This window comes from Methylophilales bacterium MBRSF5 (genome assembly GCA_001044335.1).
In the GTDB taxonomy this organism is placed as follows: Bacteria; Pseudomonadota; Gammaproteobacteria; order Burkholderiales; family Methylophilaceae; genus BACL14.
Genome location: CP011001.1, coordinates 264,242 through 280,341 on the forward strand (window position 1 = coordinate 264,242; position 16,100 = coordinate 280,341).

A 16,100-nucleotide genomic window follows, 5' to 3' on the forward strand; every position below is an offset into this window, starting at 1 on the left:
AAGTTTAACATCAGGAAATTAAGTTCACAATTTTATTTTCTATTGATTCAATATCCAATTGATACGTCTTAAGAATTTCAACTTGTGAACCATGTTCAGGAAAATAGTCTGGATAACCGAGAAGAAGAGTTTTATTTTTTAAATGATTTGCGGATAAATTTTCTAAAACCGCAGAGCCTGCTCCTCCTGAGATAACATTATCCTCAAGGGTTACAATATATTCATGTTCACTGGTAATTTTCTTAATCATAGCATGATCTAAGGGTTTGGAAAATCGCATATTGACTACAGTGTGATCATATTTTTCAGCTAAAGGTAAAATTTGATTTATTAAAGGACCGAAGCAAAGGTAGGCTAATTTTTTTCCCTTTCTAATGATCTCAGCTTTTCCAATTTTTACACTTTTTTGATTTTTAAAATCATTTGCAAAACCCCTAGGATATCTAACAAAACAGATATTGCTGCTTTCATATCCTAAGGACAACATTAATTTTAATTCTGTCTCATTAGTTGGATGCATAATGATCGTATTTGGTATGCATCGTATAAATGAAACATCAAAATTTCCAGTATGTGTTGCACCATCAGCACCAACTAATCCAGCACGATCAATTGCAAATAACATGGGGATATTTTGTAATGCAACATCATGAATAATTTGATCATAAGCTCTTTGCATAAATGTTGAGTAGATTGCTACAACTGGCTTGTATCCATGAATAGCTAACCCAGCTGCGAATGTGACTGCATGTTGCTCAGCAATACCAACATCATAAAAACGTGATGGATATTTTTTAGAAAATGTTGTTAACCCGCTGCCATCTGCCATTGCTGGTGTTACGGCTATTAGCTTTTTATCTTTTTTTGCATAGCTCAGCACCCATTCTTCAAACACCTGAGTAAAAGTTTTTTGATTGGGTTGAGATGTGCTTTTTTTTGATATTCCATGAAATTTGTTGGGATCTTTTTCTGCAGGAAGGTAACCATAACCTTTTTTAGTAACCACATGAAGGAATTGTGGACCATTTAATGATTTAATATTTTCAAGAGTATCCAAAAGAATATCTATGTTATGGCCATCGATTGGACCGATATAATTAAAACCAAATTCCTCAAATAATGTTCCAGGTGTCACCATACCCTTAACATGCTCTTCTGTTTTTTTTGCCAGCTCTAGAATTGAGGGTACTCTTTCAAATATTTGTTTGCTGGTTGACTTAATTCCGCCATAAATTTTCCCACTTAATAATCTAGCTAGGTAGTTATTTAACGCTCCAACGTTTTTTGAGATGGACATGTCATTGTCATTGAGTATAACTAGAATATTGCTTTTTGATTCTCCAGCATTATTTAGGGCTTCAAAAGCCATACCGGCAGTCATCGCTCCATCACCAATTATTGCAATCGATTTATTATTAGATTTATTTTTAAGCATTGCCTCAGAAATTCCAAGAGCAACAGATATAGAAGTACTTGAATGTCCTGTTCCGAAATGATCATGGACACTTTCATCTCTTTTTGGAAATCCTGAAATGCCCTTAAACTGTCTTAATGTATGTAATTTATTTTTTCTTCCTGTGAGGATCTTATGGACGTAGGTCTGGTGACCAACATCCCAAATCAAAACATCATCAGGACTGTTATAGATGTAATGAAGAGCTATGGTGAGCTCAATTACACCTAAGTTTGATGATAGGTGACCACCTGTTTCCTGAACCGAGGTGATAAGGAAATCTTTGATTTCTGCAGCCAATGAAATTAACTCTGATTTGCTGAGATTTTTTAAATCTCTTGGGGAATCAATCTGATTTAATATCTTTTTATTTGATTCGGTCATAGATATTGTTAATTAAAAAATTAAATTCATCTGGTAATTCAAGTTTAAACGATATTTTATCGATTTCTTCTTTGGTTGTATTAATGACGCTTATTAATTTTTCTTTTCCATACATAGAGTAGTAGGTTACTTTTTCTCTCTGTTGATCTTTGCCAGGATTTTTACCAAGTTTCTCAACATCTGATGTTGCATCAAGATAATCATCAACCATTTGATATAAAAGGCCTAAGTTTTCACTTAGAATTTTTAAGTTTCTATGAGTAGAATTTGTTTGTCGAGAAATTATTGATGGGATGAGGATGCATGTTGAAATTAACATGCCTGTTTTGTTCCTGTGTATTTTTTCAATAATTTTTTTTGTCGGCTTCTTTTTTTCATAGATCATATCAAGTGATTGCCCAAGAACCATTCCTTGTGAGCCAATTGATGAAGCCAATAAATTGATACACTTGAGTTTCAATTCGGGATCAATTTTTAATTTATTTGAGCTGAGTAATTCAAAGGCAAGTGACTGTAAGGCATCACCTACAAGTAGTGCTTGAGCTTCATCAAATTTTTTATGACAAGTAAGCTTTCCTCTTCTAAGGTCATCGTCATCCATACAGGGGAGGTCATCATGAACGAGAGAGTAGGCATGGATCATCTCAATAGAAGCACCAAGGATATTTAAAATATTTTTTGAAATGCCGAAATGTTTTCCAAGTGTAAAGAGAAGGTATGCCCTGATTCTTTTTCCACCATTAGAAATGGCATATTTTATTGCCTTATGATTTAAGTCATTTGAGTCGGGTATTTGTAACGAAAGAAATTTATTAAACTCAGATTTAAATGTTACAAATTTTTTACTCTGGTTCATTAAAATCTTCTAATTCATTCTTACTATTTAAAATTTGAACCTTTTTTTCAAAATTCTTTAAAGATGCTTGAGCTTGCTTAATTAACTTGATTCCTTTTTCATACGACTCAATCGTTTCTTCAAGTTTTAAGCTACCGTCATCCATGGATTCTACTATGGACTCAAGCTCCTCTAGAATTTCATCAAAACCTTTATTTTTTTCAGACATCATGTTTCCTTTAAGAAAGATAGAAGGTCAACGACTTGGTCTTCAATAACCTCATGCCCCATATTGTAACTCTTGGATACTAAATTGGAGAAATTTAACAAATCAAAAGTATTTTCAGATGTTTGAAAATTGATAATATCGTCATAGATGCCATGAATTTTAAGTATTGGTTTTGTAATCATTGTATTTTGATAATTAAATTTTGGGACAAAGCCAGAAAAGGAAACCACGCCATAAATTTTATGAATCGTTTTTAGACCGTAAAAAATTGACAATGCGGCACCTTGTGAAAAACCACCAATATATATTTTAGATGATGGATTGGTTTTTAATTTATCCTCTATGATTAAGTCTAACGCTTTTGATGATTCAATAAAGTCTTCTTCGTTCAAATCATCCAGGTTTAGGCTTTTCATATTAAACCATGCACGCATTTCAAAATTTTGGTTAAGCGTTATTTTTCGATATGGTGCGTTTGGGAGAATGATTTCATATTCCTTAAATAAGGGATTAGAAAAGAAAGGAGCGAAATCATTAGAATCTGCGCCTAACCCATGTAACCAAATAAGTACTTTATAAGACGCAGAACCAGAATTTATATGAAGCAATACTAAGTAGCTTTATTTTGATTCAATAAATTTTTTCAATTCAGGTAAAGCTGCATCCACTACTGCATTCATTGCATTTAAAGCAGATTCATCATCTTGACCTTCTGGGATAGGAGGATTTAGTTTATAAACCCTGTAGAATCTTGCAGTCCACTGTACCTCAGACTCATTATCATTTCCTCCTTTTGCAACAGTAATATATATATTACAATCAGCAACTGGCACATCACCTTCTACAATTTCAAACTTAATCTTCATTAAGTCATCATCGATGCCTTTCAATCTTTCTAAGACTTTACCACCTTCTTTTAAAGTTAAAGTTCTAAATTTATCTTCACCTTTAACTTCGACTTTGATATCGGATACAAAAGGGAGCCATTTATTTGCGTTATCAAAATCTTTCACCACTTCCCAAACTTTATCTGGGCTTGCAGCAATTTTTACAGATTTCTGCACTTTTTGAGGGGTTGGTCCATGAGCAAAGATAGTGAATGCGAATAAAAGTGATGTGATAAGTAATACTATTTTCTTCATTGATAATCCTTAACATTTTTGAAAACAAACACCATATTACTATATTACAGATTACTTTTAATTATTTTGTCCAAATAAAATTTCCAAAAGAGCGACTTTCTCTCCCGGTAGGGATATTCTTTATGATTTCTAGACTATCTAAATCAAATACGCTGATGGAATTTGACCCCCAATTTGTAACAATTAATTGATTGTTTAAATAATCAATGCCAAGATTTTCAGGAACCTCTCCAGTTCTGAGTGTTTTTTGTATTGAAAAGTCAGCTTTATTTATTACACTGACCGAGTCATCTTGAGTGTTTGTTACAAATAGATATTGATCAAAAGATATTATGTTATAGGGGTGATCCCCAACATTAAATTTAAATGAATCAAAAGTGTTTAAGTCTATTTTTGAAACATCGTTGGAGTAAACATTAACAGAGAATATAGAGTCATCGGATAAGAAAATTCCAAAGGGGTGGTCACCAACCTCAACAGTTTGAACAACTTTGTTGTCATGAATAATTGTTAACAAATTCTCATCCCGATTAGATACGATAATCAGGTCTCTTTTTTTGTCATAGGTGATTCCTGATGGGGTTAAACCAACTGGGATTACACCGACTCGTTCCCATGAATTGGTATCATAGTAATACAACTTATTTTCATACCATGAGGATATGTAAAGTAAATCTTTATCTTCAATAAAAACAATTCCTAATGGCGTAAAACCTAAATTTATATTATCAATAATCTTTAGGCTATCTAGATCTATTAACTCCAAGGATTCATTTTTTGTGTTAGAGATTATTGCTAAGTTATTTTTAAGAATCTCAACTGCTAACGGTCCAGGCTTTGTATGTATTGTTTTTATGACATTTAATTTTTGTAAATCAACAATGGATACCGTATCCTCACCTTGGTTAGTAATAATGGCAAAGGATTGTTTTTGACAGCCTTGAAAGATAACAAGCGATATCAAAACAATAAAAAGTTTCAAAAAATTATTTATCAATGTCGGTTAGTATGAAAAAATTAGATAATAAAATTTAAATTTAAAATAAAAGTTTAACAATGATTGATGACGATGGATATAGGCCTAATGTGGCTTCAGTAATTATCAATAAAGATAATAAAATTCTGTGGGCCAAGAGGGTTGATGAAGATAATTGGCAATTTCCTCAAGGGGGTATTCAGAAAGGTGAGACTCCAGAGCAGGCCATGTATCGAGAGGTATATGAGGAAGTTGGCCTGAAAAAAAATAGTTTTGAGATACTGGGAAGATCCGCTGATTGGTTAAAATATGATGTTCCAGAGAAGTTTATAAAAACCTATTGGCAGGGAAGGTATAAAGGACAAAAACAAATTTGGTTTTTACTCAAATTTATTGGCTCTGACGATTTAATTAATTTGAACCTGCATGACTCACCTGAATTTGATGATTGGAAATGGGAAAATTTCTGGCATCCCCTTCAGGACGTAGTAGATTTTAAAAAAGAGGTATATTCGGCTGCTTTAAATGAATTGTGGCAATTTGTTGAAGCTAAAAATTAAATTTCTGCAAGAACATCCACAGAATTTTTTACTTTTTGTCCCAACTTTACTTTCACTTTAGAGTTTATTGGGATGTAGTGATCTACTCTTGACCCAAAACGAATAAAACCATATCGATCGCCTTGTTTTAATTCTGATCCTTTATTTGCATAACATAAAATTCTTCGAGCAATTAAACCAGCTATTTGAACGGAGGTAATAACTTGATTCTTGGATGTTTTGATAGTAATGGCACAATGCTCATTTTCACTTGATGCTTTATCAAGAGCAGCGTTAAGAAATTTTCCAGGTTTGTAAATTTTACTGATTACTTTTCCTGAAATTGGAGCCTTATTCGAATGCACATTAAAAATATTCATGAACACGCTAACCTTTATCGCTTCTCTTTTATTATAGGGATTATTTGTTTTTTCAATAGCAATCACTCTCCCATCTGCTGCAGATACAACTTCGTTTGATTTTGCAACAATTTTTCTTTGGGGATCTCTAAAAAATTGAATTACGAATAAACAAATTATTCCCGTAAAACAAATAGCTATTGAATTAACAAAATAAATTGAAATTAAAAATAAAAAAATTGTGAGGGCAACAAACGGCCAGCCCTCACGAGCAAGAATGGGATAATTTTTGTTCATTAGTTTTTAGATTGATCAACTAATTTATTTTTCGCTATCCAAGGCATCATTGATCTCAATTGGGATCCAACTTTTTCAATTTGATGATCACTGTTTTCTTTTCTATGGATTGTCATTTCAGGGTAGCCATCATTACCTTCATCAATGAAACGTTTGGCATAAGTACCATTTTGAATATTTTCTAATGCTTTTTTCATTGCTTTTTTAGATTCAGCATTAATAACTTCTTTACCAGTAACATATTCTCCAAATTCTGCATTATTAGAAATTGAATAATTCATGTTGGCAATTCCACCCTCGTACATTAAATCAACGATTAACTTCAATTCATGTAAGCACTCAAAGTAGGCCATCTCAGGAGCATAACCGGCTTCTGTTAAGGTTTCGAAACCAGCTTTAACAAGTTCAACTGCTCCACCACAAAGAACTGCTTGTTCACCAAATAAATCGGTTTCAGTTTCTTCCCTAAAGTCTGTTTCAATCACACCACCTTTAGTTCCTCCATTAGCCATAGCGTAAGAAAGTGCCGTATCTTTAGCCTGTCCAGATTTATCTTGATAAACAGCAATCAGTGTAGGAACACCTCCACCTTTAAGAAATTCTGATCTTACTGTGTGTCCAGGACCTTTTGGAGCAATCATGATTACATCAACATCATCTTTAGGTGCAATAAATTTATAGTGCACATTAAAACCGTGTGCAAAAGCCAGTGTTGCATTAGGTTTTAAATTTGGTTCAATTTGTTCCTTATAGATAGTTGCCATAGTTTCATCAGGAATAAGGAGCATTACGATATCAGCATCTTTAACAGAATCTGCAACTTCTTTTACTGCATGACCGGCATTTTCAGCTTTAGCCCATGACGATCCATCTTTTCTAAGACCAATTGTGACGTTAACACCTGAGTCTTTAAGATTGGCAGCATGAGCATGGCCTTGTGAGCCATAACCGACAATAGTTACATTGAAATTTTTTATGATGTTTAAATCAGCATCTTGATCGTAATAAACTTTCATTTTCTTATCCTAAATTAAATTTTCAGTATTCTATCACCTCTACCAATTCCCGATGCTCCAGTTCTAACAGTTTCAACAATTGCTGATTTGTCTAAACTGTCAAGATAAGCATCTAATTTAGTAGATGATCCAGTAATTTCGATTGTAAATGTATTATCAGAGACATCGATAATCCTCCCTCTGAAAATATCACTAATTCTTTTCATTTCTTCACGGTATTGGTGACTTGCTTTGACCTTTACAAGCATTAATTCTCTTTCAATATGTTTTCCGTCATTTAAATCTAAAACTTTGACAACATCAATTAATTTATTCAGTTGTTTAATTATTTGTTCGATAATTTCATCGGAACCCGAGGTGACAATAGTCATTCTTGATAAAGATGAATCTTCAGTGGGAGCAACCGTTAAAGACTCAATATTATAGCCCCTAGCTGAGAAAAGTCCGGAAACTCTGGATAGTGCACCAGCTTCGTTTTCCATAAGTAAAGAAATGATATGTCGCATTATAAGTCCTCAGATAGGATCATCTGAGACAATCCCTTGCCATTTGGCACCATCGGGTAAACATTTTCAGTCTGGTCAGTAAGGAAATCTAGAAAAACCAAACGCTCTTTATTTTTTTCAGAAAAAGCTTCTTTCAGAGCATCAGTAACTTCTGAAGGCTTTTCGATTTGTAAACCTATGTGCCCATATGATTCAGCTAGTTTTACAAAATCAGGAAGGGCGTCCATGTATGACTCTGCATAACGATTTCCATAGAAAAATTCCTGCCATTGTCTGACCATACCCATATATCTGTTATTCAGATTAATAATTTTTACTGGCAAATGAAACTGTTTGCAGGTAGATAGTTCTTGAATGCACATTTGAATTGATGCTTCACCCGTTATACATGCAACTTGAGCTTCAGGGTGGGCCAATTGTGCTCCCATGGCGTAGGGAAGCCCAACCCCCATTGTTCCTAGACCACCTGAATTAAGCCATCTACGAGGTTTGTTGAAAGGATAGTATTGAGCAGCCCACATTTGGTGTTGACCTACATCTGATGTAATGAATGCATCACCATTGGTAACCTTATGTAGTTCTTCCACTACATACTGAGGTTTAATAACTTCGTCACTGTTTTTGTAAGAGAGTGATTTTTTAGCTTTCCATTCATAAATCGTTTTCATCCAATCAGATTGGATCTTTTTATCATGGTTTTTTTCTAATGTTGAATAAATTTCGTTCATATCCTCAAGAACGCTTTTGACATTTCCAACGATTGGAACATCAATCTTTACTCTTTTGGATATTGATGCTGGATCGATATCAATGTGAATAATTTTTCTCGGTTTTGATAAAAAATGGTCTGGGTTTCCAATAACTCGATCATCAAATCTTGAACCAATGGCAATTAATACATCACAATCTTGCATGGCCATGTTCGCTTCATAGGTTCCATGCATACCAAGCATGCCCAAGAATTGGTTTTCATTGGCAGGAAACCCACCCAAGCCCATTAAAGTACTTGTAACTGGAAATCCTAACTTTTTAACAAGCTTGGTTAATTCTTCAGAAGCATCTCCTAAAACCACTCCTCCGCCAGTGTAAACCATTGGTTTTTTTGATGAAATCAATAATTCGAGTGCTTTAGTAATTTGACCCTGATGGCCTTTTTCAACTGGGTGATATGATCTTAATTCAATTTCAGATGGATACTCAAAGACGGATTCTTCAGCGGTGATGTCTTTAGGAATATCAACCACAACCGGACCAGGCCTTCCGGATTTGGCGATGTGAAAAGCTTTTTTAATTGTTGGCGCAATGTCTTCAATTTTTTTAACTAAAAAATTGTGTTTGACACAGGGTCTTGTAATTCCAACCGTGTCACATTCTTGAAAAGCATCTTGACCAATCGCATGAGTTGGAACCTGACCTGAAATGATCACCATAGGAATTGAATCCATGTGGGCTGTAGCAATACCTGTTACAGCATTGGTGGCACCTGGACCAGATGTTACAAGGGCTACACCTACCTTTCCAGTAGATCTGGAGTAAGCATCAGCTGCATGCACAGCGGCTTGCTCATGACGAACTAGTACGTGTTTGAATTTTTTTAATTGGAAAATGGCGTCATAGATATTTAAAACTGCACCACCTGGATAACCAAAGACAAATTCTGTGTTTTCTTTATGCAAGGAGTGAATAACAATTTCAGCTCCGGTAAACTTTCTTGCGCTCATGTTATGTTTTTAAACCAAACCGCTAAAATAACCTATTTACATAGGTTTGGTCAAGTAGAACGTGACTTTTTGTCTTCAATTAACATTGAAAAATCAATGGCTTGAATGTTTTTTGTCAAAGACCCAATTGATATTCTTAATTTACCTAATTTAGCAATTTTTAGTACGGATTTTTGAGTCACATTTCCAGAAACTTCAAGAATAGTATTTTTGTTTACCATATCAATAGCTTTTTTAATCTGTGAATTAGAAAAATTGTCCAAAAGTATATTTTTTACAGAGTATTTAAGGGCAATTTTTAGTTGATTTAAGTTTTCAACCTCAATTTGAATTGAGTTTGTGAGATTTTTTGCTTTAATTTTGTTTAGCAATGTTTCAAAAGTGCCATTTGCTGAAAAATGATTTTCTTTAAAAAGAGCCATATCAAAAAGCCCCAGTCTCTGATTTCTACCACCTCCAACTTTTACTGCATATTTTTGTGAAAATCTTATCCCAGGTATAGTTTTTCGGGTGTCGTAAATTTGTGATTCAGTCTTTTTAATGATATTTACAAATTGATTGGTCAGCGTTGCTGTGCCAGAAAGAGTTTGAATAAAATTAAGACACACTCTTTCAATGGATAAAATTTCTCGAGTAGATCCATTTATTTCACAAATGCAATGACCTTTTTGAATAAAGTCACCATCCTTCACCTGCCATTTTATTTTTAAACTTTTTTGTTTTTTAATAATTTTATCAAGCCATACTTTCCCGCAAAAAATGGCATTTTCATTACAAAAAATTTTAGCTGCACTTAACGAATTTTTTTCAATAAAGCTGGAAGTGAGGTCACCTTTGCCAATATCCTCTTTCAAAGCAATGAGAATATTACGATTAATTTCATTTTCCAGTAATCTTTTAAAAGAAATATTCATGAAAATTATTGAAAACTATTGAATCCAGATTTAATCACAGCGCCACCAAGACAAATATTGCTGTCATAGAAAACAATATATTGACCTGGAGTTACGGCCCATTGTTTTTGACCAAAAAAGGAAACCAATCCATCTGAATTAATTTCATTGATTTGACATGCGGCATCAGGCTGCCTGTATCTAATTTTTGCACCAATGACCCTTTGTATTGGAAACGAATTCGAGATGGTGTGAATTTCTTCAGCTTCTATTGCATCGTGATATAAGGCTGGGTGATTTTTTCCTTGAGCAACAATTAACTGATTTTTTTTCATATCTTTTTTGGCAACAAACCACGGCTCCCCACTTCCAGAGGATGTTCCGCCAATTCCTAAACCTTGTCTTTGACCAACAGTGTAAAAAGTAAGACCGTTATGCTTGCCAATGTTTTTCCCATCAACTGTGACAATGTCGCCTGGATTTTTTGGTATAAATTGATTTAAAAATTCCGCAAAGGGCCTTTCTCCGATAAAACAAATCCCTGTTGAGTCTTTTCTGTCATGGTTGTGTAAATTATTATCTTTAGCAATTTTTCTAACATCTGATTTTAATATTTTTCCTAAAGGAAAAATTGACTTGGATAACTGTTGTTGGTTAAGTTTATGTAAAAAGTAACTTTGATCTTTTGTCGAGTCCTTTCCTTTCAAAAGATAAAATAAACCATCTTTTTCAACAACATCAGCATAATGCCCAGTTGCAATATAATCAGCACCCAGTTGCATTGCATGATTTAAAAAAGCCTCGAACTTAATTTCTGAGTTACACAGAATATCAGGGTTTGGAGTAAAGCCCTTTTTTAAACCATCTATAAAAAGATTAAATACCTTTTCTTTATATTCTTTTGCAAAATTAACAACCTCAATGTCGATACCAATTTTCTCAGCAACACTTATGGCATCAATTAAGTCTTGCTTACTAGAACAATACTCATCGTCATCATCCGCTTCCCAGTTTTTCATAAACAAACCGCGTACATTGTGTCCCTGTTGTTTTAGAATATGGGCAGTAGCTGCAGAATCAACCCCTCCAGATAAACCAACAATAATGTTCTTTTTTTTCATTGATTAATTTTTTTATTTTCTTGATTTATTTCAAGCGCTCTGTTGTATGCATTTTTTACCGCCTGATTAAAAACTTCTTTTAAATTTCTTTCATCGAATGTTTTTATTGCAGCCTCTGTTGTACCACCTTTAGATGAAACGTTTTCTATTAACATATCTAGATCATCAAGATTTTTTTTAGCAGTAGCACATGCGCCTGCGAATGTTTCATAAACCAGCTTCTTGGATTCTTCTAATGGAAGGCCAATCTTATTCGCTGCTTCAATAAATGATTGCATTAAGTAAAAAACATATGCCGGACCACTTCCTGAGACAGCAGTCGATTGATCGATCATTGATTCATCATCAAAAACAATATTATGACCAATGCTAGAAAATATGCTGTCTATAATTTTTCTATCCTCAGGTTCAATGAGCGCATCAAAGTAGATAGCGTTAATACTTTTGCCCTCAAATGCATTTAAATTGGGCATAACCCTTACTAGCTTTTGATGTCCGTTAAGGTGGTTCTTTATTGTGTCTAGTCCTATACCTGCAGCGATACTAATTACAACGGATTCATTTACATTAAGGTTTTTACACGCTACACATATATCTTTAGGCTTAACAGATAATATAACAATGTCGGTTTGAAGATGATCTAGATTATCAATAATTTCAACTTTAAGTTCTTGTTGAATCTTATTTTTTAATTCTTTGTTTTTTTCTATCACGTATATATGAAATTTTTGTTTTGACGCACGAAGACCAGAAATCATAGCTTGCGCCATATTTCCACACCCAACAAATGTTATTTTTGTCATATACGTTCTCCGAAAATTTTAGATCCAACTCTTATCATTGTTGAGCCATGATCCATTGCCAAATGATAATCATTAGACATTCCCATGGATAATGTGTCAACGGTATGAAAACGTTCTTTCAAAGAAATATAAGCTTTATTTAAAAGCGAAAATTCTTTTTCTAAGAGGTTTATATTTGAGGTATTGCTTGGAATAGCCATAATTCCTCTGAAACGTAAGTAATCATCGCTTGGATCAATACCATCTAAAATTTCATCAAGATCATTGATATTGATACCACTTTTTGTATTTTCTTTACTAATATTAATTTGGATTAAAAAGTTGATTTTTTTCCTTAAACTATTCGCCTCATTTTTTATTCTTTCATATATTTTTAACCGATCGATGCTGTGAACCCAATTAAAATGTTCTGTTATTTGCTTTGTTTTATTGCTTTGTATCGGGCCAATAAAGTGCCAAATGAGAGAAGGGTTTGAAATAGTTTTAATTTTATCCACTCCCTCTTGTACATAATTTTCTCCAAAATCTAAGTGACCATAATCGATTAAATTGTTAATTTTTTCAATCGATTGTTTTTTGCTTACAGCAATTAAACTGATTTTTCTATTATGATTTTCTTCAAAAATCTGTATTTCTTCTCGTATGCGGCTATAGTTTTTAATATCCATACGTAATTATAAAAAAAAACCAAGCAAATGCTTGGTTTTTAATAGAGATATGTTTAATTTGATTATTTCTTAGCTGCTGGTTTCTTAGCTGCTGGTTTCTTAGCTGCTGGTTTCTTAGCTGCTGGTTTCTTAGCTGCTGGTTTCTTAGCTGCTGGTTTCTTAGCTGCTGGTTTCTTAGCTGCTGGTTTCTTAGCTGCTGGTTTCTTAGCTGCTGGTTTCTTAGCTGCTGGTTTCTTAGCTGCTGGTTTCTTTGGTTCTGATTTTGTATCTTTACCTAATAATGCATTAATTAATTTTTCTAACATATCTCTATTGCTCCCTATAAATAACATTAAAGATTAAATGGTAATTATATTGCTTCTATTTAATGATGCAAGTACTTTGTAATTAGAAACTAAAGTTCATAGATTTTTTCTCCATCCACAAATGTATGGCTGACTCTTCCTTGAAGTTCATATTCAAATGGAATATTTTTTCCAGACGTTTTAATTGAACTTTGTGATGGAATCCAGCTTAAAGATTCGTCATATAAACAAAAATCTATTTTGGAACATTTATTATGATCATATTTTTTATTGTTTAAAATTTTATTCGGCTCCAAACTAATTTTTGAAAGTAGCTTCGTAATGTTAATTTGATGATCCTGTGCAATTTTAAATATCAATGGTAAAAACGTCTCAAAGGATGATGCACCAGGCTCTGATTCTTCGAAAGGTAGCATTTTTTTATCTAGATCAACTGGGCAGTGATCTGATGAAATAGCATCAATAATATCATTTTGAATACTATTAAAAATCTCCTTTTGGTCATTTTTTGATCTTAATGGGGGGGCGAGATGATAATTAGTGTCATATCCATCAATATCCTGCTCACTGAATAAAAGCTGATTAATAGAAACATCACAGGTTACATTAATATTCTCATTTTTTGCTTTTTCAATAATCTCAAGCGACTCTTTACAGGAAATTTTGGATAAATGAATTTTTGTACCAATGTCTTTTGATAAGGCTAGATATTTTAAAATTTCAATAATTTCTGAATTTCGATTTGATCCTTTCAAACCAAGCCTTGTCGCAATTGAACTTTCATTTACAAAAGTATTTTTTGATAAGTAATTTTCAGTTGGGCGCAAGAAGAGAGTAAATCCAAAGGTTTTGGCATATTCAAAAGCCCTCAATAGAACTTTGGTATCTATAATTGGTTGCTCGGCTTGTGAAAACCCGATAGCTCCAGCGTCAAATAACTCTTTCATTTCCGACAGCTGCTCTCCAGCTAAATTTTTTGTTATTGCTGCAAATGGTTTTATATTGATTGGATAGATTTTATTTGCTTTAGATATAAGATCCTTTATTAGACTTGGCTCATCAAGAACTGGATCGGTAGCTGGTTGACAACAAACATTAGTAATTCCCCCTGCAATTGCAGCAGATATCTCTTGATCTAATATTGACCTATGCTCCTCACCGGGAGTTTTAAGATTTGAATACAGATCTGTTATTACCGGAACTAATAATTTATCCGTGCCATCGATAATTTGACATTTCTTGTTAATGTTATTTTCGTTGTGCGAGAGGTTTTCAATCTTACCTTTATTGATATAAATATTCTGATTTTTTTGTATTTCACTATTAGAATCAAAAACATTAATATTTTTGATGAGGTATTTCATTTTTTCTCCATCAATAAAGACATAACTGCCATTCGAATTGCAATTCCAAAACTGACTTGAGGAAGGATCACTGCCTTATTGGAGTCTGCAACTGAGGATTCAATTTCAACCCCTCGATTCATTGGGCCTGGGTGCATAATAATACAATCAGGATTAGCTAACTCGACTCTTTTTGATGTTAAACCATATGTTTTGAAATATTCTTCTTGGCTTGGAATTAAAGCATTATCCATCCTCTCTTTTTGTAACCTAAGCATCATGATCACGTCTACATCCTTAACTCCATGATCAAGATTATCAAAAGGAATTACTCCAAGATCTTTAACACCATAAGGCATCAAAGTTTGCGGAGCTATCACTCTTATTTCTGGTACACCAAGAATACTCAGCGCATTAATTTCGGAACGAGCAACCCTGGAATGCTTAATGTCCCCGACAATAGCAATTTTTAATTTTTTAAAGTCTTTTTTATAGTGTCTAATTGTAAATGCATCCAATAATCCTTGGGTTGGGTGTGAGTGATAACCATCACCCGCATTAACAACTTTAATGTTTTTATTAATATGGTTTGCTATGAAATGAGCAGCACCCGACTTGTTATGCCTAATCACAAACATGTCAGCATGCATTGCTATTAAATTATTTATCGTATCAAGAATAGACTCACCTTTAGATTGTGATGAGGTACTTACATTAAGGTTAATAACATCTGCTGAAAGTTTTTTTGCTGCAATTTCAAAAGTGGTTCTGGTTCTAGTGCTATTTTCAAAAAATAGATTACAAATTGTTTGCCCGTTTAATAAATCAGTTTTTTTGACATTGTTATTTTCAAGATCTAAAAATGAATCAGCTCGTGCGAAAATGTCTTCAATAATTTTTCTTGATAGTCCTTCAATACACAACAAGTGTTGAAGTTGTCCATTTTTTAATTGAATGTTATGCATTTAAAGGCCTTATTTGTTTATCAACTTCATTGAAGTGCGATTGCAATATTATGTCTGCAGCTATTTGATCAACAAAAGAGGTATTGTTTTTTTGTTTTTTATTACTCAGGTCTTTTATTAACTCCTCAGCAGATGTTGAGCTGTAATTTTCATTTACAAAGAAAATGGGCAGGTTTATGTTTTTTTCGATTTCTTTTGCAGTGTTTAAACAAAACTTTGTCGTTTCATTGGCACTTGAATCTCGGTTTGATGGGAGTCCTAAGACTAAATATATTGGCTGCCATTCGTTAACAAGCTGTTTAATTTTTTCTATGCGCTGGTTTTTATTTTTTGAGTAAAAAGTAACTAGGTTTCTTGAGGTTTTAAGGACGTTATTACCGACTGCTACACCAGTTTTTTTTATGCCTAAATCAAATGCAAGTACCGATCCTTTTTTTTTATTTATTTCTTTAAGATCATAATTATTTAATTTCGTCATGATTTAAAAAAAAGGGTGGGGAAGGGTTTAAAAAAACCAAAGTTGAATTTAAATTTTTTGTATGTGT

17 protein-coding genes and 2 pseudogenes are annotated in these 16,100 nt (G+C 33.3%); 1 reads left to right on the plus strand and 18 read right to left on the minus strand.

The genetic code is table 11. The features are described from left to right. Window positions 1-10: 10 nt before the first annotated feature. The 6 genes and pseudogenes from UZ34_01505 to UZ34_01530 form a co-directional block, all read right to left on the minus strand. Window positions 11-1,837, minus strand: a complete 1,827-nt coding sequence (locus tag UZ34_01505; GenBank protein AKO64141.1) for a 1-deoxy-D-xylulose-5-phosphate synthase — start codon at window positions 1,835-1,837, stop codon at window positions 11-13. Between the two features lie 46 nt (window positions 1,838-1,883). Further along, window positions 1,884-2,693, minus strand: a pseudogene (locus UZ34_01510) (hypothetical protein). After that, window positions 2,680-2,901: an exodeoxyribonuclease VII small subunit gene (locus UZ34_01515; protein AKO64142.1), complete on the minus strand. Its 222-nt coding sequence runs from the start codon at window positions 2,899-2,901 to the stop codon at window positions 2,680-2,682. Before UZ34_01515 ends, UZ34_01510 begins: the two are co-directional and overlap by 14 nt. Beyond that, complete coding sequence (locus tag UZ34_01520; protein ID AKO64143.1) at window positions 2,901-3,509, minus strand: hypothetical protein; 609 nt, start codon at window positions 3,507-3,509, stop codon at window positions 2,901-2,903. The genes UZ34_01515 and UZ34_01520 overlap by 1 nt, the downstream gene beginning before the upstream one ends. 12 nt (window positions 3,510-3,521) lie before the next feature. Next, window positions 3,522-4,043 carry an MxaD gene (locus UZ34_01525; GenBank protein AKO64144.1) on the minus strand — a complete coding sequence of 174 codons (522 nt, stop codon included), beginning with the start codon at window positions 4,041-4,043 and terminating at the stop codon, window positions 3,522-3,524. Window positions 4,044-4,104: 61 nt separating this feature from the next. Further along, window positions 4,105-5,025, minus strand: coding sequence for a hypothetical protein (locus tag UZ34_01530; protein ID AKO64145.1), 921 nt, complete (start codon window positions 5,023-5,025; stop codon window positions 4,105-4,107). A 74-nt stretch (window positions 5,026-5,099) separates the two neighbouring features. On the opposite strand from UZ34_01530, the gene UZ34_01535 reads away from it, so the two are divergent. After that, entirely contained in the window at window positions 5,100-5,579 is a 480-nt protein-coding gene (locus UZ34_01535) for an RNA pyrophosphohydrolase (protein ID AKO64146.1), read from the plus strand. On the opposite strand, the gene UZ34_01540 is transcribed toward UZ34_01535, so the two are convergent. The 12 genes and pseudogenes from UZ34_01540 to UZ34_01595 all read right to left on the minus strand — a co-directional run bounded on the left by UZ34_01540 (window position 5,576) and on the right by UZ34_01595 (window position 16,033). Beyond that, complete coding sequence (locus UZ34_01540) at window positions 5,576-6,214, minus strand: phosphatidylserine decarboxylase (GenBank protein AKO64147.1); 639 nt, start codon at window positions 6,212-6,214, stop codon at window positions 5,576-5,578. The genes UZ34_01535 and UZ34_01540 overlap by 4 nt on opposite strands. After that, window positions 6,214-7,230, minus strand: a complete 1,017-nt coding sequence (locus UZ34_01545) for a ketol-acid reductoisomerase (GenBank protein ID AKO64148.1) — start codon at window positions 7,228-7,230, stop codon at window positions 6,214-6,216. Before UZ34_01545 ends, UZ34_01540 begins: the two co-directional genes overlap by 1 nt. Before the next feature lie 14 nt (window positions 7,231-7,244). Next, the gene (locus UZ34_01550) at window positions 7,245-7,736 is read right to left on the minus strand and encodes an acetolactate synthase (GenBank protein ID AKO64149.1); all 492 of its coding nucleotides are present in this window, start codon (window positions 7,734-7,736) and stop codon (window positions 7,245-7,247) included. Beyond that, on the minus strand, window positions 7,736-9,457 hold the full coding sequence (locus tag UZ34_01555; GenBank protein ID AKO64150.1) for an acetolactate synthase 3 catalytic subunit: 1,722 nt from the start codon (window positions 9,455-9,457) through the stop codon (window positions 7,736-7,738). The genes UZ34_01550 and UZ34_01555 overlap by 1 nt, the downstream gene beginning before the upstream one ends. A gap of 50 nt (window positions 9,458-9,507) precedes the next feature. After that, window positions 9,508-10,371, minus strand: coding sequence for a hypothetical protein (locus tag UZ34_01560; GenBank protein ID AKO64151.1), 864 nt, complete (start codon window positions 10,369-10,371; stop codon window positions 9,508-9,510). A gap of 5 nt (window positions 10,372-10,376) precedes the next feature. Next, window positions 10,377-11,471 carry a tRNA 2-thiouridylase gene (gene mnmA / locus UZ34_01565; GenBank protein AKO64152.1) on the minus strand — a complete coding sequence of 365 codons (1,095 nt, stop codon included), beginning with the start codon at window positions 11,469-11,471 and terminating at the stop codon, window positions 10,377-10,379. Continuing rightward, a complete protein-coding gene (locus tag UZ34_01570) occupies window positions 11,468-12,274 on the minus strand; it encodes a hypothetical protein (GenBank protein ID AKO64153.1) in 807 nt (268 codons plus the stop codon). Before UZ34_01570 ends, mnmA begins: the two co-directional genes overlap by 4 nt. Continuing rightward, window positions 12,271-12,942, minus strand: coding sequence for a hypothetical protein (locus tag UZ34_01575; protein ID AKO64154.1), 672 nt, complete (start codon window positions 12,940-12,942; stop codon window positions 12,271-12,273). Before UZ34_01575 ends, UZ34_01570 begins: the two co-directional genes overlap by 4 nt. 65 nt (window positions 12,943-13,007) lie before the next feature. Beyond that, window positions 13,008-13,232 (minus strand): annotated as a pseudogene (locus tag UZ34_01580) (hypothetical protein). Window positions 13,233-13,336: 104 nt separating this feature from the next. Beyond that, a complete protein-coding gene (locus UZ34_01585; protein ID AKO64155.1) occupies window positions 13,337-14,611 on the minus strand; it encodes a hypothetical protein in 1,275 nt (424 codons plus the stop codon). Beyond that, window positions 14,608-15,555 carry an aspartate carbamoyltransferase catalytic subunit gene (pyrB, locus tag UZ34_01590; GenBank protein ID AKO64156.1) on the minus strand — a complete coding sequence of 316 codons (948 nt, stop codon included), beginning with the start codon at window positions 15,553-15,555 and terminating at the stop codon, window positions 14,608-14,610. Before pyrB ends, UZ34_01585 begins: the two co-directional genes overlap by 4 nt. Then, on the minus strand, window positions 15,548-16,033 hold the full coding sequence (locus tag UZ34_01595; protein ID AKO64157.1) for a hypothetical protein: 486 nt from the start codon (window positions 16,031-16,033) through the stop codon (window positions 15,548-15,550). Before UZ34_01595 ends, pyrB begins: the two co-directional genes overlap by 8 nt. Window positions 16,034-16,100 lie beyond the last annotated feature (67 nt).